At 44.7% G+C, this 23676-nt stretch carries 12 protein-coding genes; 6 read left to right on the top strand and 6 right to left on the bottom strand.

The genetic code is table 11. From position 1 onward, the window contains the following. Positions 1-7: 7 nt before the first annotated feature. Positions 8-1705 carry a hypothetical protein gene (locus tag ACE1CM_RS28790; protein ID WP_374882283.1) on the bottom strand — a complete coding sequence of 566 codons (1698 nt, stop codon included), beginning with the start codon at positions 1703-1705 and terminating at the stop codon, positions 8-10. 422 nt (positions 1706-2127) lie between these two features. On the opposite strand from ACE1CM_RS28790, the gene ACE1CM_RS28785 reads away from it, so the two are divergent. Then, the gene (locus ACE1CM_RS28785; RefSeq protein WP_374882296.1) at positions 2128-2328 is read left to right on the top strand and encodes a hypothetical protein; all 201 of its coding nucleotides are present in this window, start codon (positions 2128-2130) and stop codon (positions 2326-2328) included. On the opposite strand, the gene ACE1CM_RS28780 is transcribed toward ACE1CM_RS28785, so the two are convergent. The 4 genes from ACE1CM_RS28780 to ACE1CM_RS28765 all read right to left on the bottom strand — a co-directional run bounded on the left by ACE1CM_RS28780 (position 2284) and on the right by ACE1CM_RS28765 (position 13043). Continuing rightward, a complete protein-coding gene (locus ACE1CM_RS28780) occupies positions 2284-2550 on the bottom strand; it encodes a zinc ribbon domain-containing protein (RefSeq protein ID WP_374882295.1) in 267 nt (88 codons plus the stop codon). The genes ACE1CM_RS28785 and ACE1CM_RS28780 overlap by 45 nt on opposite strands. A gap of 101 nt (positions 2551-2651) precedes the next feature. Beyond that, the gene (locus tag ACE1CM_RS28775) at positions 2652-2939 is read right to left on the bottom strand and encodes a transposase (protein WP_374882294.1); all 288 of its coding nucleotides are present in this window, start codon (positions 2937-2939) and stop codon (positions 2652-2654) included. Positions 2940-3369: 430 nt separating this feature from the next. Then, complete coding sequence (locus tag ACE1CM_RS28770) at positions 3370-11016, bottom strand: LamG-like jellyroll fold domain-containing protein (protein ID WP_374882282.1); 7647 nt, start codon at positions 11014-11016, stop codon at positions 3370-3372. 1073 nt (positions 11017-12089) lie between these two features. Continuing rightward, on the bottom strand, positions 12090-13043 hold the full coding sequence (locus tag ACE1CM_RS28765) for a glycosyltransferase family 2 protein (protein ID WP_374882281.1): 954 nt from the start codon (positions 13041-13043) through the stop codon (positions 12090-12092). A 179-nt stretch (positions 13044-13222) separates the two neighbouring features. Here ACE1CM_RS28765 and ACE1CM_RS28760 point away from each other — a divergent pair, with 179 nt between their 5' ends. The 4 genes from ACE1CM_RS28760 to ACE1CM_RS28745 all read left to right on the top strand — a co-directional run bounded on the left by ACE1CM_RS28760 (position 13223) and on the right by ACE1CM_RS28745 (position 19013). Continuing rightward, on the top strand, positions 13223-14974 hold the full coding sequence (locus ACE1CM_RS28760) for a hypothetical protein (RefSeq protein WP_374882280.1): 1752 nt from the start codon (positions 13223-13225) through the stop codon (positions 14972-14974). Between the two features lie 83 nt (positions 14975-15057). After that, positions 15058-16722: an ArnT family glycosyltransferase gene (locus ACE1CM_RS28755; RefSeq protein ID WP_374882279.1), complete on the top strand. Its 1665-nt coding sequence runs from the start codon at positions 15058-15060 to the stop codon at positions 16720-16722. Then, positions 16698-18260, top strand: a complete 1563-nt coding sequence (locus ACE1CM_RS28750) for a glycosyltransferase family 39 protein (RefSeq protein ID WP_374882278.1) — start codon at positions 16698-16700, stop codon at positions 18258-18260. Before ACE1CM_RS28755 ends, ACE1CM_RS28750 begins: the two co-directional genes overlap by 25 nt. Positions 18261-18335: 75 nt before the next feature. Continuing rightward, positions 18336-19013 (top strand): hypothetical protein, encoded by a 678-nt coding sequence (locus ACE1CM_RS28745; protein ID WP_374882277.1) that lies wholly within the window; start codon positions 18336-18338, stop codon positions 19011-19013. Positions 19014-19095: 82 nt separating this feature from the next. On the opposite strand, the gene ACE1CM_RS28740 is transcribed toward ACE1CM_RS28745, so the two are convergent. Then, complete coding sequence (locus ACE1CM_RS28740; RefSeq protein WP_374882276.1) at positions 19096-20829, bottom strand: hypothetical protein; 1734 nt, start codon at positions 20827-20829, stop codon at positions 19096-19098. A 176-nt stretch (positions 20830-21005) separates the two neighbouring features. Here ACE1CM_RS28740 and ACE1CM_RS28735 point away from each other — a divergent pair, with 176 nt between their 5' ends. Continuing rightward, a complete protein-coding gene (locus tag ACE1CM_RS28735) occupies positions 21006-23324 on the top strand; it encodes an FHA domain-containing protein (RefSeq protein ID WP_374882275.1) in 2319 nt (772 codons plus the stop codon). Positions 23325-23676 lie beyond the last annotated feature (352 nt).

The following is a 23676-nucleotide window of genomic DNA, read 5'->3' as shown; positions in this document are numbered from 1 at the left end:
ATTTTTGTCAATTGCCCGTGTTAACGCAATTCGCATCTAAAACCACAAATCCCTTATCCTCAAAAACCTGACAACTTCCCATTACTTTCGACAAAGCGGGAACGGCACCTTTCTGCAACTTATCTAGCGCTTCTTTCCCTGCTGGTTGATATTGTTGTACGCGGCGATGATTTGCTAGATACTCCGGCGTCAAACCGCCTGCATCGAGTAACCAAAAGTCTATCTTGTATTTGCGGATAAAATTTTTCACTTCGCCTAAATTGGGACTATATTGGGCGCGAATTAAATCCATAAATCTTTGGCGAAATTGACGATAGTATCCCACGTGGTAAGGAATTGCATATTCGCTTCCGGCTAAAATAGAACGTTGAGAAAATGTGGGGATATTATTCGCTTCTTCTGCTACAGATGCAATTAAACTGTCTTTGGGGGTTTGTTGGAAAAATTTGTACAATTTGGGTACTTCTCCGATTCTATAAGCAGTTATGGGAAATTCTTTCACAAAACTAGGATAACCGATTAAAGCAATGCTAATGACGAGGGTTGCTGCAACTGCCACGGTAATTTTTGCTCGCTCTTGGGAAGATGCCCAACGCCAAATTTTATCTAGGATTATACTGATAGCGATCGCGCTGGCAAATGCGATTACAATTCTAAAGGTAATTCCCGTATATCGACTCGGAAGGTGCAACTTAAATAGTACGGCATGGGCAGCAAAAAACATGCCAATCGATGCCATGACAATTTGGCCTAAAATTGCCGATGAATGGGTTAGTTGCTTGAGCAAGGGAAACCGAGATCGAAATCCTACTAAGATGGGCAATAACAATCCAAAAACGAGCGTTACCGGGGTGAATAAAGAGCGGGGAAACATGCCGCTGCGGTATCCATTGAAGATAAATTTAAACAAATCTCGATGGAAAAAGTTAGCCCTTCCCCCTGGTAAAAATTCTGGGAATTTTCTCGCTTCAGATGGGGTGATTGTAGGACCATATTGCGATGCACTTAAGGCAAAGGGCAATAATACTAAAAAAGCGACGCCCAATCCGGTTGCACATAATATCCAATCCGTGGGATTTGGGGATAGTTTGGGACGCCAATTTCGCCAGCGGAACAGACGTAATATTAAGATAAACGCAGCGATGAAAACGCATTGGGGATAGCACAGTCCTAAGAATGCGATCGCAATTCCCACAACCCACAAATTTGCCCGCAACAGATAATACAAAAATCCCAAAAATATCGGATAAACAAACCCTCTGGGCGTGGCGGAAACAATATCATCTTTCATCCATAAATTCTGATTCAGCAGCAACGTTGAGATAAACGCAGTTGCTGGTATCGGCAACAATTGCATCGAGATGCCGAAACAGTAACCCGTGGTAATCAATCCCAATAAAATTGGCAAGAATTTATTCAGCACCAGGGGATTGATTCCCAACAGGGCAGGAAGTTGGTAAACTGCTTTATAACCTGCGGGTGCAACTGACTGAAAATAATCGGCAATCAGGTCATTTGGGAATAATTCTGGATCGATAAACCGCACCATCCAGAATACATGCTGCCGCGCATCATCCTGGACGACATATTCGCCGCTAAATGCTTTTTGCAGCGCCATCAATGCATAAATAAATCCCAAAGTCAAGCTTAAGCTCAACCAAAATTTAGGTTTTGAAGCGGTAAAAAATTTGTGGATTTGCAACATAGGGAATGGGTAATTGGTAATGGGTAATTGGTAATGGGTAATTGGTAAGAATTTAATACTGCTTGGTTAACGCTAGATTTCGATCCCCCCAACCCCCCTTGGTAAGGGGGGCAAAGGCGGTTAACGTCTCGATCCCCCCAACCCCCCTTGGTAAGGGGGGCAAAGGCGGTTAACGTCTCGATCCCCCCAACCCCCCTTGGTAAGGGGGGCAAATGGGGGTTAACGTGTCGCACCCCAACCCCCCTTGCTCAGGGGGGCAGGCAGGGCTACTTCATTGTGACGGGAGAAAATTTACTCTAGAGCCCCCTCAAGAGTGGATATTTTATTGGAGTAGAGGCTCCCCTAGCTCCTTAAACAGCTAGGGGAGCCTCTACGACCGTATTCTGTTAGAGCTGATTCTATCAGGGGGGTGTCTGGTATAGATGGGAGCTAATCTAATTGAAACATTATCTCAAGTCAAAGACTTTCGGAAGGCAAGAGGCCAACGTTACCCATTATGGTTGGTGTTGTTGTTAGTGATGATGGGAACAATCAGCGGTTTTGACACTTTGCCGGTTAAAAGACGGCGGATTCTTGGTTCATCGAGCGATCTTGCTCAAACTTGTTGCCAAATCCGAGATTAGGATCTTCTCTCCCCAAGCGTTAGAAGTTGACCTGTGTCCCACGGTACTCAATTGATAACCAGTCTGTTTTAACGCTTTATCCAAAATGTTGATTGCCGCATTATGGTCACGGTCATTAACGCATCCACATTGACAAATATGAGTGCGAACAGACAGCGACTTTTTCACAGTTTCACCGCAATTGGAGCAATTTTGACTGGTATATTGCGGCGGTACTCCCACCACAATTCGACGGTAAACTTTGCCAAAATACTCTAACCACTGGGTGAATTGCGACCTTGCAGCATCGCATCCCCCCAACCCCCCTTATTAAGGGGGGTGCCTCAGGCGGGGGGATGGTTTTTAACCATGTTACGGACAAGCAGTTTCTCAAACGCCACAAAATCGTTATATTTTACCACGCACGCCGTTTTAACAGTAAAGTCTTTACGCTGGCGTGAAACTTTTAGATGTTTGCGTCCTAACCGATTAATCGCTTTTTTTCGATTGCGAGAACCCTTTTTCTTTTTAGAAACACGGCGCTGCAACCGCTTTAAAGCCTTTTCCGACGAAAGCAAATGACGGGGATTTTCTACCTTGTTCGCTTGTGAATCAGTATAGAAAGCCGATATTCCAACATCTAGACCAATTGTTTTACATTAGTAGCCTAAGTGCAGGAGTACTGCCAGGAAACCAGCAGAAACCAGACTGATATGATGTCCGGCAAATAGCCCTTAATTAATACTCTGCGGGTCCTTAGCGTCCTTAGCGTCCTTAGCGTCATATCGTTGACCGTTGCATCGGAATTACGACCTGTAGGGGCTTTTCTTGCAATTAGCAATTAGCAATTAGCAATTACCAAGAAAGCTAATCATTCCGATGCAACCGGATTTGATATCAGTCCTAACTATGGGTAATCAAACGGACATGATATGAGGTGTTTAGGGAGTTTGTTCGCTCTCTGGATCAGAAATGGTCAAAAAAGAGGGCGTCGAACCCTCTTTTTTGACAGCACACCTTCCCCACATTTTAAGCAGGTGGGGACTGCCGCGAAGAGTTCAATTAGACTTCAATGCCGTAGTACAAGGCGAGATAGGTAATGATCTCTTGACTGTGAGGCATTAACTCTGGCAGGTAAGTCCTCAGCGCATCACGGACGGCATCGCTGAAGGTTGTAGCATCGTGAGTTTGATTGCGAACAAAGGGATCGAGCTTCTGAATCAGTTCCCAGTTGCTATCGATATTCTCAGCTTTCAAGGCACTTTCCAGGGTTGGTGCTGTATTATCGGGGAATTCAGGCAGAATTCGGCTGATGAATGTCACCCGATGGAACACCCGCCAGCAGGGGGGCTTTTTGTCCGACTGATTGGCTTGACGTAAAGCCGCCGCATTGGGATGCTTGCTCTGTGCTAGCCAAATCGGATCAACGACTTTGCCGAAAAGATCCTCAAAGTTGCGATCGGAACTATCCAGGTAGAATGTCTTAAAGCGATAAGCATCGACTTTACCCGGTGCGGTAACAGCATTACCATTCAGATCAAATACAGGTTGCCACTCGTTATCTGGATTGGGAGCAGTCTTTTGTAAGTTACGGGGAACACTGAGATTAACCGCCAGACTGAAGGATTTTTCTGCATCCTTGGCTTTGGTTTTAGTAAGACTGAAACCACCACCAATTGAGGCTTCAAATTCTAGGGAGAAACCAATACTAAAAATTTCCACATCAGTGCTGAAACTACCACCCACTGCACCACTGAAACTGAAGGAACCAGCGGTGACTTCAGTCTTGACATCAGTAGTTTGGGTAGTTTCGGCAAAGAAGCCACCATCGGCTGTCCAGACATAGGTATTCACCAGGTTTCGTTTAGCAAATTTTTGCGGCAATTCCAGGGAAACACCTTTAGATACGGCTTCACCAAACCCACCAACGATGGAACCAACTCCAGCACCAATAGCCACACCCAGGGGACCGGCGAGAAGTCCGGCGGCGGCACCAGCGGCGGCACCGATGATCTGTCCCGTATTGGCAACCTCTGTATCCGAGCTTTGGTAATAGTTGATCAGGCGTTGCTCTTCCCGTTGGATACGTCGTTCAATCGCGTAAGCTTCCTTGGGTTTGTAGTAACTGTATTCCCCATATTGGCGGGCATTGGCATAATCGGGATCTAGACAAACAGAACCGTCTTCCTTATAGCCAATGCGACCATCCAAAGTACCCTGTTTGGTATATTGACGGTTAATTGGGAAGGGGATGATATTCCAATCGATAGGAATATCAGGATTGGGTACCATCCGGAATGAGACTAAAGCGTTGTTGTGGGCGAGGCGCAGGGCAAAGATATCTGCTGTCTGGGACTGGACTAGGGCAAAGCCCGTATTCGCTGGTTTCACACGCCGCCCAATTGCAGGATTAAGCTGCTGTCCTGGTGCTGCCCCTTCCCAAGAGCCGCCCATAGCCACAGACATACTGCGGGTGCGGTTAATACTGGTGCCTAAACTTTCTTCCTGAGACCAGCTATTGGAAGTGTTAAAGTTGCCTTCCACTCCAACCTTAAAATTAACATCATCTAATTTCTTAGCCGTACCGATACCCAAGGGAGCTGTAATCAGCAAATCCTCAGAACCTCCACTGTAAGAACCTGCGCCCTTAAAGCCAAGAGCCATACTTCTGTCTTTTGAAGCTGAAAGCGTATAGGTGACGGTTTCACTCTCGACGAATTCGATTTTAGAGACTTGAGAGAAGTCAGATAAGTCATCTACAGCCCTCTCAGTCAGGTTTTCGCTGGGAACTGGAGGCGCACCCTCAATATAACCAATAACTTGGGGCGCGAACTGAGCTTGACCAATCCATTCGGTCACCAGATTGCCAACTTTGTAACCTGTGACTAAGCACCACTGATTGTTTTGCAAGTAGCTGTAGCAGCGCTTCAGTACACCACCCATGTTGCCCTGATTGTCCCGTTGCAAATCAGCATATTCCACAACAGCCGGAGTGCGGTCAATTTGTTCGTGGAAAGAAGTGGTGACACTAGCTAGGGCAGAGCGGACGGCTGCGGTATCGTTGCTAATGGGTGCAGTGGAAAGGAAGATGCTCGGTTTGCTAGTACCACTGGGCAGAGATAGATGATTTCCCCGCAAACCATTATCGTTGAGCTGGGTGGCGCTGGTGGTGCTGGAGTCGTCGTCGAAGGTGTAGTAGGCTAACAGGTCTTGTTTTTCCCCTTTGAGGCGGGTAAACAGGTTGTCAGCAATTTGCTCATCGGTGCGAAGGGTGCGCCAGATGCGAACTTCTTCGAGGATCCCTTGGAAACGTTCTGAGGATGTGGCATTGAGTTTATAGCCCGCCATGCTGAACTGGGCATCGCCCCAATTAGGAGTTCCTGATGTTAGTACGTCTGTTGCTAGGGGCAAACCATTCAACAAAAGACTAAAGGGACTACCTTGGGGGTCTGGATCTTTTACCCAAGTGGCACCTTTAATTTTGCCATGGTTGCTACTCTTGCTATCGGTGGCAACGTTACCTTGTTTCTCTTCAAACTGCCACCAACTTACTAAGCCAGACTCACCGCCTTGGATTTTTTTGCCGATGTCTTTCTCACCACGGGCTGTGTTCCAAAGACGCACTTCGGAGATGATGCCCCGGAAATGGTGGCGCAGACGGGGGGAGGCTTGACAACGACCGATTTCTAAGGGTTGATCGTTACCGAGGGGTGCTTTGCCAGTGTAGTTGGATACTCCCTGTTTGATACCATTGATATAGAAGGTGATGTCGAACCATTCTTGGACAGTAACAGATTTAATCGCCTTGATAGTCTTATTGGTGGTGGTTCCGTCAGCATTAGTGAATTGTATCGTCTGGTCGCCTTGCTCTTGGTTTTGAGTGGTGCCTTTTTTGCGGGTGACGGCAACGCGATAGAATGTGCCAGCCGCTAGGGATTGGGTCGAGCGATAGGTTTGGTCGTTACCGTCGGCATCTTCAAAGGTGAATTCTAACTTGCCATCACTGGCTACTTTGAGTTGGTAAGGGACGCTCTTGTCTGGTTGATCGAGATATCCTTTACCGATAATACCCTGGATACTACCTAGGCTTTGGATTTGGATAAAGGCTTCGATGGTGAGATCTTCACCAATATCAAGCATTTCATTGTTACCGCAGTCGAGGTAGCTTTGACCGTTAAAGCTGAGTCCGTAAGACTGGCGGAACCTCATGGCGATATGATGCCACTGCTTGGGGGAGAGGGTTTCTTTACTCTTGAGGAAGCGTTGTCCTTGGTGGTTTCCAGTCTTTCCTTGGCTGACTCCAGCGATCAGCGTCAGCGTGTAAGTTGCAAGTTGGTCTGGAGCTGCAGCAACTGTTGGGCTACCGGAGATTGTGCCATTATACCCATTTGGTCCGCGATCTTTGGCTACACGATTGAGGAAACTGTAGCAAGCCACTAAATCAGTTTCATTACCCTGGAGGGGACGATTCATGTCAGCCTGGATTTCTGCCTGAGAACGAGCGCGTCTCCAAATTGCTACCTCGTCTATTTGTCCTGAGAAATAATAGTCGGGAGTGGTTTCTGTCTTGCCAGCACCTATCCTCAGTGGATAACTTGAGTTAGTCACAAAGGTGGTAGTCTTACTAGCAGCCAATTGACCATTGACGTAGAAAAGCATATTCTGACCATCGTAAGTGCCTGCCAAATGCGTCCAGGTATTGAGTTGTACGTCTGAGCCTAGAAGAATCTGCCAGTCTGTAGATTGGTTTCCTAACCAAAATTGCCACTTGTTATCTGAACCAGCGTAGAATATGTATCCTTTTTTTGGTTCGTCACAGCGGGAGCAAACAGGACTGCGATAAGTATTTTGTCCCCCTGTAACTTTGACCCAGCAAGATACAGTAAATTGACTGGGATTGAGTGCTGAGCTATAGGGAACTTGAACATAATCGCTAGTTCCGTTGCAGACTAGAGAGGAGTCTTGTGTAGCTTTTTGCAAGGCGAGAGTATAGGCGGCATTGTCAGAGCAGTGGTGGATTAACCGAGATGTTCCGGTGTTGGTGGGACTAGGATTCACCCAAGCTTCTACGGTGAGATCCGAGTTCATCGCTGTTTGGGCAAGTTTGGCGCTGGGTAAGGAGAGCAAATCGCTGGTGTTGCTGAAGTAGTAGGAACGTCCAGGTGTGTTAGCAATCCAGGAGCTGTCCCGTCCAGGAGTTACTGTTGCTACTCCGTTGGCTACCCCGTTCAAAATTGTGGTGACAGTGAGTGTGGGTAAGGCATCAGGTTTGTCGGTGCAAGTTGGGTTGCCGTAAACTGTTCCGTGGTAGGCATTGGTGCTGCGATCGCGGGCTTGACCATTTTCAAAGCTGTAGCAAGCCACCAAACCTGTTTCTGTACCGCTTAAACGCTGATTCATCTGCGCCTGAATTTCGGCTATTGAGCGTGCAGAACTCCAAATACGAAATTCATCGATCGCACCGTTCCAATAGCTTTGATTGCTCGATAAGCAACCCAGACTGATCGTGGTAAAATCCCCAATCATGCGAGTTTTTCCAGTTCCAGAGGCGGCAAGAATACCATTGCGGTAAATCGCCATGGTGCCGTCGGTGGCGTTTTTCACAAACGCCCAGTGTACCCAAACATTTTTGTAATCAGCATCTTGAACTGATTTTTCTAGGCGATCGTAACCACCAACACCTCCTACATCCCATATAACCATATTATTTGACCAAGGCAAGTGAAGGTTTAATACTCGCTCTCCTGCTGCATTGTTGGCCTCAAAAATGGAAGTAGTTTTAGGCAGCCCTGCACCACCCTTTGCCCAGAACTCAATTGTGATTTGCTGATTAATCAGGTTGGTCATTTCTGGAGGAAGCTCAATGTAGTCATTTTGCCCATCAAAGTTCAAAGCTGACTGATTGACTGTTTGCTCTTGGTATGTTGCTTGCCCTTCGCTCAAGGCGACTACTTGCAGCGATCGCTCCTTGACGCTATAACTTGAAGGACTGACTGTAGCAGTTACTGTTTGTGGTCGCTGTTTTTGACCATTGAGGATATCAGCAAACAGTTGCGGATCACGGGGTAATTCATTCCAAGTTTCAGTGATACTGCGATTGGAATTGGTAATCACTAGATTACAAGTATTATTAGTGAGACCATTGCTAATCGTCGCCGTGATGTTGTTGTTCCCTGCCGAACGAGTCAATAAGGAGATGCCACTTTCAAGGAACAGTAAACGGGTTCGTGCCACTAGAGTCTGGAAATAGGCTGCCATAAATTGCCCAGACAAATTGCGGTAGTATAGGGCTAATTCTCCCGTCGCCCCATCTAAGATGCTTGGCGTTTGGGCTGTACAAGCAAACTTGATTAAGCTGCCGTTTACCCTTAAGCCAGAGGCATCTAAATGGACAAAACCCATCGGTAAGCGAATTTCCTGTTTTTCGCCCCCAGTTAACACGCTCAACTGGATTTGTTTAGTGGTTAGAGTATTCTGCTTCTGTAAGAGAAGAGATAGTTTACTAGAGAGAAGCGTTTGCTTGTCAATTAGACTGTTCACTAATGTGATCTGAGCGTTAAGCAGTGTTTGCTTTTGGCTGATCTCAGTAGCAATTAGAGCCTGCAAATCAGGAGCGAAATAGAACAAACGCCACTGTTGTCGCAGAGCTGCAATCTCGCTCTCTAACCTTTGTTTGGTACTAGTCTCAGCAGGAATACGCGCCAGATCAATCTGCAACGTGGCTATTTCCTGGTTGAGCTGGGTGATCTCATCGGTGAGGGTACGAATCTCCCCTTCTAAAGTGGAAATTGCGGCTGTATCACTGCTAGCTTGAGGTTGTTCCAGCACGGGCAGATTAATCGCGTCAGGTGTTCTGGCTAACCGTCCTTCCCCAGAAACAGCAAAATCGACAATTGCTACCGCCGAATCTCCGCCACTGGTAGCATTTGTGGCTGTTGCTACCATCACCCGGGCGTTTTTCTTCATGGGTTTGCTGTTGCCGTCGTACCCAGTTGCTACTTCTTCCTGCTGATAGTACAGTTTAGCTGACAAGGAATCGACAACTGTCCGACCTGTGAATGAGAAACTGCTGCGGCGCATTCCTGGATGATCACCAATCGGGGCATCGGAAGCTACCCACTGAGGGGTACCGTTGATCGTGCCAAAGTTACCTCTGTCGGTTTGATCGAAAGCCTTAGTACCTGCCCCTTCATCAAAGCGCCAGTAGCCGATTAGCCCTGGTTCATTACCAATTAAACGCCGGAAGCGATCGCTGTTGATTTCATACCCACTCCGGGCATAGCCCCACACCCGTACTTCATCGATTTTCCCAGTAAATTTCTTGTCTCCCTGACGATTTGCCCCCAGCCGGAAATAGGTAAATTGACAGGTAAGTGTTTGGGTTTGAGACAGGACTGGTGTACCATCGACGAAGCTTTTGAGGGTGGTGCCATCGTAGGTAATCACCAGATGTTGCCAGTTTACGGAGATCGCACCGATGGTTAAGGATACTGTCCCATACTTGAACTGCCAGTTACCTGCTCCATCGCTGACAATCTCAAATGAGTTAGCTGTTGTGGCACTATTACTGGAACCCAAAATGCCTGTCCCAGAAGCCAAATTCTGCTGTGCGGCGCGTACCCACATCTCTATTGTGAAGGCTGTGGGTGTCCAGGCGGGGTTGAGAACCACATCAACGTAGTTACTCGTCCCATCAAAATCTAGGGCGGTTTCGGCGTGTTCGGTGGCTTGGCTTATGGGAATCAAACTCGCACCAGTGAAGGGATCGGTTCCTGGTTCTCGTTCCAGTACGGCATCCCGATATCGGGGATCGGGGCTGGTGTAGAGTTGAGTACCTTGGGGATTAAATAGTCCGTCTGTAGCTACTTCTAAGTTAAAGGCGTCGATGCGCTGGGTGACGCTATTTTGGGCAAAAAACTGCCAGCGTTTGATGCCCTGCACTTGGGTGGGCAGTTGCAATACCGTAAAGCCACCATTGGTGAGGTTGCGAATAAATGCTAGTTCTTGGGTTGGCTCAAAGAAGGGATTCCCTTCCATGTCGTTTGCCCCTAAGCTATCGGTTTGACCAGCGGGGCGGGTTTTGTGGCGACTGCGTTGATAGCGGACTTCTCGGTTCGGCTGTAAAACTTTGCCTGCCAGTACAAAGCGATCGCACAATAGCGTACTATCTACTACCGCAATGTTGTTGTTATTGCTTTTTTGCAGGTCGGTGCGGGTTGTATCCCCTGATGTTTTGCCGTTTGTCAGCTTATACACGGCGTCGGCATGAGTTTTGGCGATCGCTTGTCGGAAGATAAAAATGTGCTGATTATCGGAAAATACCTGGAAGGGAGCATCAGCAGTTAAACGGGCGGTGCTAGAAAGAAAGCGATCAATTTCATCGGGCTGCAAGCTACTGGGATCTGCTACTTCCAGGCGCGTCCCGACCTTCACCACTGGCATGGGCGTCGCACCTACGATGCTATAGCCCACCTGCTCAATCTCATTGGGAAACCTTAGTTCTTCGGGGTTTTCTGGCCAATAGGCGACATCATACTCTCCTTTGTTGCCCTGGGTATCATTCAAGTCCAGAACGGCATAAAATATCCGCCGTTGATTGTCCATGGCGAATGATACCACGGTGCCATTATGGCTAATCATTGCTGTGTAGCGATACGTGCGATCGCTGTAGCTCTTGATTAGTTTTTCGGAAATGTTAATTGTTGCCATTGCGTTTACCCTGATATACTACCTACCCAAAGTTGCCCATAAGTGGACATCTTTGACAACTTTCTGCTGACTCGAAGGCACTTGAACACTCTTCTTGAAGAGTAAGAGTGTTTCTTTTTTAGTTCCGCAATTAGAGCAAGTTTTGCTGAGCGGAAACCACTGATTCAGTATCACTAATTCCGCGCCGTACAACTAGCACTTGTACTCTAACTGGCGTCTGAATTCATTAGGAATTACGCAAAAAAACTAAGGTTATACGAAAACTCGTGGGTTTCGACCAGCGAGATTGACGCATCACCTTTTTTTTTGGCTCCGGGTGCGTAAGTCCCGTTCATAAAAACCCAGATCTGGAATAGCTTTTTCCCATTAGCATCAGACCTGACAAATTTAAATCCTCCCTTGACCTATTTTTCTGTTCTTATTTTTTCCCATCACATGCAATTATATATTTTTTTTATATTATTTAATATAAAATTATTTTTTGTAATAAAATTTATATAATTGTGAGCATGTCAGGTTTGCACGCGGGAAGCAGGAAAGGGATAAAGACGATCCAATAGGTAAAGAATATTTGCTTAAATAACGCAAACCTGCTTAAATAGACTAAGTTGACATTAGTTGAATAAAGCAGGTTTGGATGAACCATGTCACGCCGAAAGAAGCGGCAAGAATACTTGGAGTGCAGGTTTACAGCTAACAAAGGTGGGCAAACGAAGGGGGGCTCAAAGCAATCAGAACGCCCGGAGGAAAAAGAAGGTTCTGGCTAGAAGAAGTAAAAAAAGCGGCAGGCGTTCCCCGAACAATTAAAACTATTTGCTATGGAAGAAGTAGGCTCGCCTATACTCCAATAAAATATCCACTATTGAGGACTAGAGTAAATTTTATACCGTCACAATGAAGTAGCCCTGGGGGGTTGGGGGGATCGCTAGATCTCGATCCCCCCAACCCCCAATGCCTTGGGGGGCATAAGGGGGGCTGGGGGGGATCCCCCTTGGCAAGGGGGGGTTGGGGGGGATCAGTTAGCAATTAGCAATTAGCAATTAGCAATTAGCAATTAGCAATTACCAAAAAAGTTATAACCGATTACTGCGCTTATCAATCATGTCAGCTAGGAGGGCGAACATACCAAGCTGGGTGGCGGCGACGAAGAGAATTAGGGTTTTTTCGGTTAAGTCGTGGCGAATGAAGATGTCTTGAGACAGGGTAATTAAAAAACCGATAAAAAACGCGGTGGCGACTGGTAAGAAGACGCGCAGGGGGGCGAAGTAAACTCCGATTCGCAAAATAATTTGAACGAAACCTAAGGTATCGCGGATGGGTTTAATCTTGCTTTTTCCGACGCGATTGCGATAGTCTATTGGTTCGTAATGGACGACGTAATGATTGGTTAGCATTGCCAAGGTAATCGTGGTCGTGAAGCTAAAGGTATCGGGCAAAATGTTTAAAAATCTTTCGGCGATACTTTTGCGAAAGACGCGCATCCCGCTGTTTAAATCTGGAATTTTCCGCCTGACTACCCATTGGGCAAAATGGACGAGAAACCATTTGGGAATTTTGCGAATCGGGGAATATTGAACGTTTGCGCCTGTCCTCGCACCGACTACCATATCAGCTTCGGTGGCGAGGGCGACTAATTCGGGAATTCGTTCGTTGGGATAAGTTCCATCGGCGTCGGTAATTGCAATTAAAGGATATTTGGCGTTGCGAATTCCGGTTTTAAGTGCGGCGCCATATCCCCAGTTGCGCCCGTGTTCGATTAATCTGATATCCTGACAAGAACGCAGGATATCGCCGGTTCTGTCGGTAGAACCATCATTGATAACTAAAATCTCGTATTTGCATCCGGCGGCGTCAAAGGTGGCGTGCAAATGGGCGATGGTTTCTGCAACCGCTTCCTCTTCGTTATATACGGGAAGGATGAGGGAAAAAGGCGGATAGGCAGTTTTTGTAGAAACGCCGTTGCTATTTTGTGTCTCTGTACGTCCAAAGTGGGAGGTTGTTTCCCCCAGTCGGTTGATTTCGCGCACGATTTGCACTCCTTCTAATCGCACCACTCCCATATAGTACAGGACGGAGCGAAAAACCTAAATGCAGAAACCGGGTTTCTTCGTGCTGCCATATAGTGTTGTTATTTGGTACTTTTAATCTGAATCTGGATCTAAAAATACCGTTTGTGCCAATGTTGATGTCGCGACTGCATAAATTTTTGACCAACTCCGCGAGTCGAGTAGCGAGTTCATCTGTAGGATTCTGGTTTATTTTAAGTCTAAGTTTGGCAGTCGTTTATAGCATCCAGGCGCTGCGGGAAGCTTTTAGCGGCGAATTCGTGGTGCAGGATGATGCCAGACAGCATGTATTCTGGATGCAGCGGTTTGTTGACTCCCAGCTGTTTCCCAACGATTTGATGGCAGATTATTTTCAATCGGTTGCGCCTGCGGGATACACTTGGGTCTATCGGTTGATGGCGATTGTGGGAATTGAACCGCTTTTGCTGCATAAATTATTACCGCCTGTTTTGGGAGCGATCGCAACCTGTTATTGTTTTGGCATCTGCGTGGAATTATTACCCATACCCATCAGCGGTTTTATCGGTGCGTTGTTGCTAAATCAAACGCTGTGGATGCGCGATGATATTGTTGCTGCGACTCCCGTTGCTTTTGTCTATCCGCTGTTGCTGGCATTTTTGCATTATTTGCTCAAGCGTAATTTGTTGGGAGTGGCGATTGCGATTGCACTAATCGGACTTTTTTATCCTCAATGCGTCTTCATCTGCTCTAGCGTTCTGATATTACAGGTATTCTGGCATAGCCGTAAAGGCGCTGAAATAGAAACTTTCCCCGCGTCTTTGCGTCTCCCCATCTCCGCCTCTTCTTCACTCGCCTTCTACGCTATTACCTTAGCAGTTGCCATTTTAATTTTGCTCCCCTACGCTTTCAAACCTTCAGAATTTGGCGCAATTATCAGCGTTGCTGAAGCGAAAACCTTACCCGCTTTTCTACCCGACGGATGGTCGAACTTTTTTGACAAAGATCCGGTTAAATTTTGGTTATGCGGTAAGCGCAGCGGTATGTTACCCACCGAGTGGTGTGGATTGGCATTTAATTATTCTTTCCTGTTAATGCCGCCCCAATTATGGGCAGCGTTGGCGTTGCCTATACTGCTGCGAAATCCCCAGCGATTCGCTTTAGTAAAGCAGATTCGTGGCATCGATATCTTGCCGCGAATGTTGATAGCATCGGTGTCGTGGTTTTTTATTGCCCACGCACTGCTGTTTAAATTGCACTTGCCCAATCGATATACCGAACATAGCTTGAGGATTGTAGTTGCGATCGCAGGCAGCATTACCATTACAGTATTACTCGATACCCTGGTCAATTACCCAAATCCAAAATCCAAAATCTTCTTATCTTTCCTCATCGCCTTTGCTCTCTTTTTATATCCGCCGATTTTAAAATTGCAGAAATACTCCTTCGCCGCCGATAGTTATGTCGTTGCTGAAGTACCAGCGCTGCACAAGTTCTTCCTGTCGCAACCCAAAGATATTACCATTGCATCTATTGCCAAAGAAGCGAATAATATACCCAGCTTCGCCCACCGATCAATTTTAGTCGGCGGACAAGGATATGCTTTGCCCTATCACAAAAAGTATTATGCTCAAATTCAGCAGCGAACCTTGGATATGATTAATGCTCAATACAGTCCCGATTTAAAAGAAGTACAGCGTTTTATTCAAACCTATGGGGTAGATTTCTGGTTACTAGATCGAGCTGCTTTTACGTTATACTATGTAGAAAATAATAATTGGATGGAGGAATTTCAAGCCAAACAACCAATCGTGGAAAAGATAAAACAAGGTACTGTACCAGCTTTATCAACCTTCTTGGAGAAGTGTTCTGTGTTCAATACGGAAACTTTTGCTGTCTTGCAGGCGTCATGTGTTGTCAACCAATCAAAATAACTGAATGATTGAACCGCAGAGGACGCAGAGGACGCAGAGTCAGAGAAGAGAGATAATTTAGTGAGATTAGAGGAGTGAAGGTTTTGAAAGCATATCTAAAATCGGTAAATCAATTTAAAATAGCGATGATTATTATCTTGTGTTTCAGCGTTTTTATTAATAGTTACAGTATGGGATGGGGTTTGCCAAGTTTTAACGCCTGGGCGGCGGATGAACTCATCCCTTCGAGGGTTATCGATGGTATTGAAAAAGGTTTTTCCAATGGCTGGCATTTTAAATATCCGCCGTTTCATTTTTATGTCTTAACTATCTTATATTCGCCGATTTTGCTGTTGCATAATTTGAAGTTAGTAGATGTTAACAGTCTACCCACGTACACGATTCTTTTTTATATTGGCAGATTTACCAGCGTCATTATGGGTGCTGGACTTGTATTTGTCACCTACTTATGCGGGCGCGAACTTTATGAAGAAAGGGCAGCGGTTTTCGCCGCATCAATCGCTGCTTCGTTATGTCCTTTTGTTTACTATGCCAAAACGATGAATTTAGAAGTGCCTTACCTGTTTTGGGTAATGGTTTCTATGTTGTTTTATATCCGGATTTTGAAACATCAAAAATTAGCGGATTATTTGTTATTCTCAGCTACCGCAGCGATCGCAGTTGGCACGAAAGACCAAGCTTATGGTTTGTATATTTTAACACCTATATTTATCATTTATCAAAACTACCTATATTTGAAGCAAAACAATCAGAATGCACGGCTCAAAGATGCGATAATGGATGAGAAGGTAATTTTAGCGTTCGTTCTAGGATTTACTATCTTTTTAACCATCCACAATATCGTCTTTAATCTACAAGGGTTTATCAAACACGTTAATTTAATCACCGCAGGAGATGCCCAAATCCGCCCGCGATTTGAAAGAAATATATTCGGTTACTTCAGCATGTTTGTGCAAAGTTTCCGACATATCAGATTTGCTTTCGGATGGCCTTTATATTGCCTGTGCATGTTGGGATTATTTAGCGGTTTTTTAAATAAAAAGAAATCCTATCTATTATTATGCCTTTTAATTCCGATTGTTTCCTATTACCTGTTTTATATCAGCGTTGTTTTTTACAATAACGTCAGATATCTACTGCCTTCTTGTTTAATCCTGGCGTTATTTGGAGGACAGTTTATTGCTGAATTACTAAATCCAGCGAAGCAATTTTTTAAAGCAAAAGCAGTTTTAATGACCGGGATATTTGTTTATACATTCGCTTATGCATTTTCAGTAAATGTACTGATGGAAAACGATTCGAGGTATTACGTAGAAAAATGGATGGAACAGAATATTAGCAAGAATGAAGTTGTTTTGGGTGCAGGCGATCGCAAGTACTTACCCCGCCTAGAAAACTACAAATCGGAAATTACAAGAAAACCCACATTGGCAGTTTTAGCAAAAACAAAACCCGATTATATTATTGGCACAAGTGGTTACGATATTCGCAGATTTGAAACGAATCGTCCCGAATACGAATTTTTCGATAAATTAAACCGTGGGGAACTAGGATATAAATTACTGTTTACCTATAAATCCCATCCCAAATGGGATTTATTCAACCAGGAAGAATTGGGGTATAGAGACATCGATCAAATGTACATTTATTCAAACTTTGACAAAATTAACCCCGAAATCCGGGTATTTAGAAAGATGAGAGTTGACGAATGGAGGGAAATGTCATGTTCAAGTTTAAACAATATTTAAAATTCAACTATTTTTTGGCAGTCGTTATAGCGTTAGGAATCTTTTTTCGATTTGCCAACATCGACAAAAAAGTTTACTGGTACGATGAAACAGTCACATCAATACGCTTGTCAGGTTATACAAAAGAAGATTTTTCCGATTTAGTTAGCGATAGTCAGGTTATTAGAATAGCAGATTTACAGAAGTATCAACAGCCCGATGCGCAAAAAGGTTTAATCGATACTATTAGATCCTTAGCAGTAGAAAACCCCGAACATCCGCCACTTTATTTTATGTTGGCGCGACTTTGGGGGCAGGGTTTTGGTTATTCTCCAGCGGCGATGAGAAGTTTTTCTGCCGCAATTAGCTTGCTGGCATTTCCGTTAATTTATTGGTTATGTCGAGAATTATTTGAATTACCGCTAACGGGATGGATTGCGATCGCACTCCTATCAATCTCCCCATTACACGTGCTTTACGCCCAAGAAGCAAGGGGTTACAGTTTGTGGACGGTAACAATTTTATTATCTAGCGCCGCACTGTTGCGGGCGATTCGATTTAATAAAAGCATAAATTGGGCATTTTACGCACTTACCTTAGTGGTGGGATTGTATACAAATTTACTGACGGTGCTGGTGGCGATCGCCCATGGTATCTATGTCATTATCGTGAAAAAAATTAGATTTAGTCAGACTTTTACCGCTTATTTTATATCATCATTATCAGCGTTTATAGCTTTTTTCCCCTGGTGTTTCTTAATGGTGACTAACTTTAATGATATCGACTGGGTGAAAAATGAAATTCCGCTACCGACTTTAGTCAGCAGGTGGTTGCTTAACTTTAGCGCTATTTTTTTTGATGCTGCTATTGGATACTCCGACAATTTTATCGATATCAGAAGTGGTTACGACAACTTGCATATTAACTTTAGCAACCCGCTGACATATGCCATTATACCAATTTTAATTATCATCCTGTACGCTGTTTATTTTTTGTTTATAACGAGTGAAAAACAAGCTTGGATGTTTATCTTAATCTTGATGGTTGTAACGACTCTACCTCTGTTATTGAAAGATTTAACTGACGGTGGACAGCGTTCGAGTATTCCTCGGTATTTAATTCCCTGTTATTTAGGAATTCAATTAGCGGTTGCTTACTTAATTTCTCATCTTCGGCAACAGAAACTGTGGCGGATAATTGCCGTTATAATAATTTCGGGAGGAGTTGTATGCTGTGGAATTAGTTATCAAGCAGAAACGTGGTGGAATAAATATAGCAGCTATTACAATCCCCCAGTCGCGCGGATTGTTAACCAGACTAAGCAACCGCTTGTTATCGGAAGTAATGCGATTAGAGTCACATCTCTCAGTTATTTGCTTGACCCAAAAGTCAAACTAATGTTAGTAAAAGAACCCAACGTTCCTAAAATTCCAGGAAAGTTCAGCGACGTGTTTTTATTTCGCCCTGCAAAAACCTTAAAATCGGGACTTGAACAACAACGTTACAAACTAGAACTCGTTCACGAACATGGGGATTTGTGGCGAATTACTCGGTCGTAATTCTATGTCACTGTCAGGAAAAGCGTAATTTGAAGTTGTAGATATTAAATGTCATATAGGCAGAATAGATTATTGATGAATACAACTATTAAAATGCTTGCCATCGCAACCGTAACATTATTGCCGATCGCAGCATCCCCCGTAGCGATCGCAGCAAATTCTTTTGCACAAACCACCGTCGCACAATCAGTCAATTTAAGGGATACTTTAATTATTCCAGGAGAACGGGTTGGTCCGGTGACGCGCAATACCACTCGTCGCGATCTGACAAGACTTTTTGGCGAGTCTCGTTTGCGGGATAAAACTATTTCCGGCGCTGAAGGAATAGGTCAGTTTGCTGCTACCGAAGTAAACTTGGGAAGAGAGCGATCTTTCACCGTTGTTTGGAGTAATTCCGCGCGGACTCAAGTAGGAAATGTGCGAAATTTGGGAACAGCTTGGAAAACCCGCGAAGGGATTGGCGTCGGTACTTCTTTAGCAGAATTACGCCGAATTTTAGGTGAATTTCAAATATATGGACTGGCGTGGGACTACGGCGGTACTGTTGTGTTTGAGGGAACTCGACTCGCGCGCTATCAAGGGGGTTTAACCTTGGTATTAGATGCTGCACCCGATGCGGCGCGCCGATTTCCGAATAATTATCAAGCAGTTTCAGGCGATCGCTTGTTTTCTTCTAACAATCCTAACTGGCAACGTTTAGGCGTCCGGGTAGCAGCAATGACTGTAAACTTAGCTCCAGATCAAGGTATTTGATGTTTAATTCTACAGGACTTACGCGCGACAAGACCAGAAACCGGGTTTCTTCGTAGATTTCTAGTTTTCCAGCGACGATTTTTCAGAGAAACAAAGGTGATTTGCGTAAGTTCTGTTTGGTTTTGGCGATACATTCTGCCTGTAAAACAACCAAATTCTCCACCTGGAAAACTTGGCAGCGATTCGTAACTTTTGATAAAGCAGGGATAGCACCCTGCTTTAATTTTTCTATTGCTGCTTTTGTCGCAGGTTGATATTGTGCCAACCATTCATCGTTAGCTACATAGTCCGTTGTAAAAGCAGCGCGATCGAGTAACCAAAAATCTATCCCATACTTTTTGATAAAATCTTTTACTTCTGTTATTTTTGGACTATATTGAGCGCGAATCAAATCGCTTGTCCGCTGGCGAAATTGGTTATAATAACCGACTTGATAGGGAACCGCATATTTTCTCCCCGTTAAAATAGAACGCTGGGAAAATGACGGCAAGTTGTTCGCTTCTTCCGCCAAAGATGCGATCAGAATATCTTTCGGTTGCTTTTGGAAATACTCGTACAACCCAGGCGTTTTACCGATTCGGTAATTTGTTTCGGGGAAGTCAGGCACAAAAGCAGGATAGAATATTAAAATCAAAAGCATTCCCATGCATAGTTTGGGAACGATGGATAAAGGCAGAAGAAAGAAAGGATCTTCTTTCGCACTTGTGAGAATTTTATCGATCAGGATAGTTAAAGCAATCGCACCCGCAAAAGACATAATTATCCGCAGGTTATATCCCGTATACCGACTGGGAACGTGCAGTTTAAAGATAGCAGCATGAGCAGCAAAAAACATCACCACCGATCCCAGCAATATCTGCAATAATAAAACCCCATTTTTCACCTGTTTAACCAAAATAAACTTATCCGAAAATCGCATAAAAATTGGCAGCAACACCCCCAACCAAAGCGTCGCCGGAGCAAAAAAGTATCGGGGAAAAAAGCCGCTACGTCGTCCATTAATCCAAAAATGCCAAGGATTTTCGTGGAAAAACTGAGTTCGTCCTCCTGGTAAGAAATCCGGTAATTGCCTCGCCGCCGCAGCAGTTATAGTAGGTCCGAATTTGTCAGAAGAAAAACCATAAGGTAACAGCACTAAAAAAGCTACTCCCAATCCGGTTGCACACAATAATAAATCTGACCGATTATGCCAATTTACAACGCGCAAAACTAACAGAACAACCGCCACGAAAGTGTATTGAGGATAGCACGAACCTAAGAGAGCGATCGCCACCGCCACCCCCAGCAAATTTCGCCGCAATAAATAATACAAAAACGCCATAAAAAAAGGATACAAAAATGCTCTCGGCGTCCCAGAAACCAAATCATCTTTCATCCAAATCGCCTGATTTAACAGCAACGTTGCCATAAAACCCGTCGCCGGTATTGGCAACAATTGCATCGACACCCCAAAACAATAGCAAGTCGTAACTATCCCCAACACCATTGGCAACAATTTATTCAGCAAAAGCGGATTAATTCCCCACCCCGCCGCTAACTGATAAACCGCCTTATATCCCCCTGGCGCAACCGATTGAAAATAATCCGCAATTAAATCATTGGGAAACAACTCCGGATCTAAAAATCGCAGCATCCAAAACACATGCTGTCGCGCATCATCTTGCACCACATATTCGCTACCAAATCCTTCCCTTAATCCCAAAAATCCATAAAGTACAGAAAATCCCAAACTCAGACAAAACCAAAACCTCACCCTTCCACTAGCAGGTTTAGAATCAAGACTTATTAAGAATTGTTGCAGTTGCGCGCTCGCCATAACACCCCGATATTCTTCCCATTACTTAAAAAGTGTACGTTGGGTTGAACAATAGTGAAACCCAACCTACCTCTACTCTCTCTTATCTCTGACTCTGCGTCCTCTGCGCCTGGAGCGGTTCATTAAAAAATAGCTTATGCTAAAACAATCGATGACTGCCAACATTACCCCCTTCCATGCAAATTCAATTAATTTACAACGACCCCCCCACCACAGCACAACCTCGCCAACTCACCCTAGAAACACCCATCGCCATCGGACGAGAAGCTGCGCGAATGCCTGCCCAAATAGAAGGGCGTCGAGTTGCCCAAATAATTTTATCAGCTGACGAGCGCGTCTCGCGCTTTCACGCCGAACTCGACTATAAAAAAGGTCAATTAGTCATCATAGATCGTAGCAGCAGCGGCACTTTTGTCAACGGCGTCCGTCAAACGCAGACAGTATTAAATAGCGGCGATACAGTACAAATTGGTTCATATCAAATCCGGATAAATTTTACCGGAACATCCCCAGTAATTTTAGATCAAATTGGACTGCGTTGGGAAGATCCTACAACCGGAGAAACAAACGAATCAATCTTAGCAATTCCCATCGCCCTCGGACGAGAAATTGCCAGAATGCCAGTAGAAATTCAAGGTAATCCCGTCTCCCGAATCCTCTTAGATAGTCTCCAAGTTTCCCGCTATCACGCTTTTATTAACCGAGTCAACGGTAATTTAGTTGTCAGCGATCAAAACAGTACAACGGGTACTTTAGTCAACGGCATACGTCAGAAACAAACTATTTTATCCAACGGCGATATCATCCAAATTGGCCCTTATCATATCGCCGTAAACTTAGCAGCAAGTTCCCCGGTTATAACTGTAGCTGGGACTGTAATTGGAGGCAATACACCGCCAGTACAACCTTTATCTGTAATTGGTTTTAACCCGGATACAGGATTATTAGCGCCCGCAGTTGCTTCGCCCTCCCCGCCACCAAACTTTCCCCCATCGATATTTAGCAAACAACTAATATCATTAGACGAGCTTCGCACTACAAACCTATCGTTACAGGAAGCAGAATACATTGCCGTTGGTGCGGGATTGGGCAGTTATATTTGGGTCGATTTATTGAGGATTTGCGGCGTCAAACCGCATCAAATTATTGCCATGGGTTTAGAACCAAAACCTTATGCCCGTTATCAACAATTGTGCCTCAATTCCCAAATACCATTACGGGAAAGATTGCGGTCAAATTCTGACTCTTGTCCTGATAATATTTGGGGTTGGCCTAGTTATGCCTTGCGGGAAGCTTGCCACGATTTCGGTAAGGGAAGATTTGGCGATGCAATCAAAGAATTGTGGCAAGTTTTTGCCGAACCAACTTTTGCTGAAACTTATACACCCCGCGCCGGAAATGTATTTGATTCGATTGACAGAGAAGCAGCGCGAATTGGTTGGGATAAAATCTTTCAATACGGACGAATTCGCGCAATTAGGAAAACAGAAGATGGGCGATATTGCATCGCATATAGCGGAAAAAATCGCGAACATGGATATTTAATCGCTCGCTATTTACACCTCGCACCCGGTTATCCTGCGATTCAATTTTTGCCCGATCTGCAAGAATATCGCGAAAAAACTAATGATTTTAAATCGGTTGTGAATGCTTATGAAGACCATAACCACGTTTACCAATATTTAGAAAAAAATGGCGGTACGGTGTTAATTCGGGGGCGGGGAATCGTGGCATCTCGAATTGTGCAACGCATCTACGAAACGCGGCAATTGAACCGAAATATTACGATTGTGCATTTGATGCGATCGCCCAAACCAGAAGGGAATAAATACGAGCGAGCGCAACGCACAGTAGAAAATCATTACGAATTCCAACCCTTTAACTGGCCTAAAGCTTGTTGGGGCGGAGAATTGCGAGAATTATTAGAGCAATCTGAACCCAACAAACGCCGCGCTTTAATCCAAGATTGGGGCGGCACAACGACTGCTGACCGCACAGATTGGCGCAGAATTGTACAAGAAGGAATTTCCCAAGGTTGGTACAGAATTCGCTTTGGCGAAGTCGAGAAAGTCGAAAAAGATCCCAGAAATATCACCATCACCCGCATCCGCGAAATGGGAATTAAAGGGCTGACAAATATCGAAGCCGACTTTATTATTGATTGCACGGGTTTAGATGCCAAAGTAGAAGCCAGTCCTCTGCTAAAAGATTTAGTCGCTCATTACAATTTGCCCTTAAATTACAACGGGCGCATCTTTGTAGAAAATGATTTTGAAATCAAAGGAATGCAGAATCAAAGAGGTAAAATATATGCCGCCGGTGCGATTACTTTAGGTGGTCCCTACGCTGCGGTTGATAGCTTTTTGGGATTGCAATATGCAGCATTGATAGCGGTGGATAGTTTAGCGAAATCCGGTGCTACTGGAGTTAAAAGATTGACAGCATTTCGTTCTTTGGTTCAGTGGTTTAAATGGGTGGGTTATGTAGAGCCTTGAATGGTTCGTAGTCAGCGCTTAAGCGCTTACTACAAGCTTTCTATTGTACTCCTGTGGTTTAAATCCCTGGGTTATCTATAGCCTGAATTTTACAGAATGGTTCGTAGTCAGCGCTTCAGCGCTTACTACAAGCTTTTTATTGTACTCCTGTGGTTTAAATCCCTGGGTTATCTATAGCCTGAATTTTACAGAATGGTTCGTAGTCAGCGCTTCAGCGCTTACTACAAGCTTTCTATTGTACTCCTGTGGTTTAAATCCCTGGGTTATCTATAGCCTGAATTTTACAGAATGGTTCGTAGTCAGCGCTTCAGCGCTTACTACAAGCTTTCTATTGTACTCCTGTGGTTTAAAT

Origin of the sequence: Microseira sp. BLCC-F43 (genome assembly GCF_041929235.1) — a bacterium.
GTDB lineage: Bacteria > Cyanobacteriota > Cyanobacteriia > Cyanobacteriales > Aerosakkonemataceae > Microseira.
Note: the sequence above shows the minus strand (reverse complement) of the source record. Positions and strands in the feature narration are given on the sequence as shown.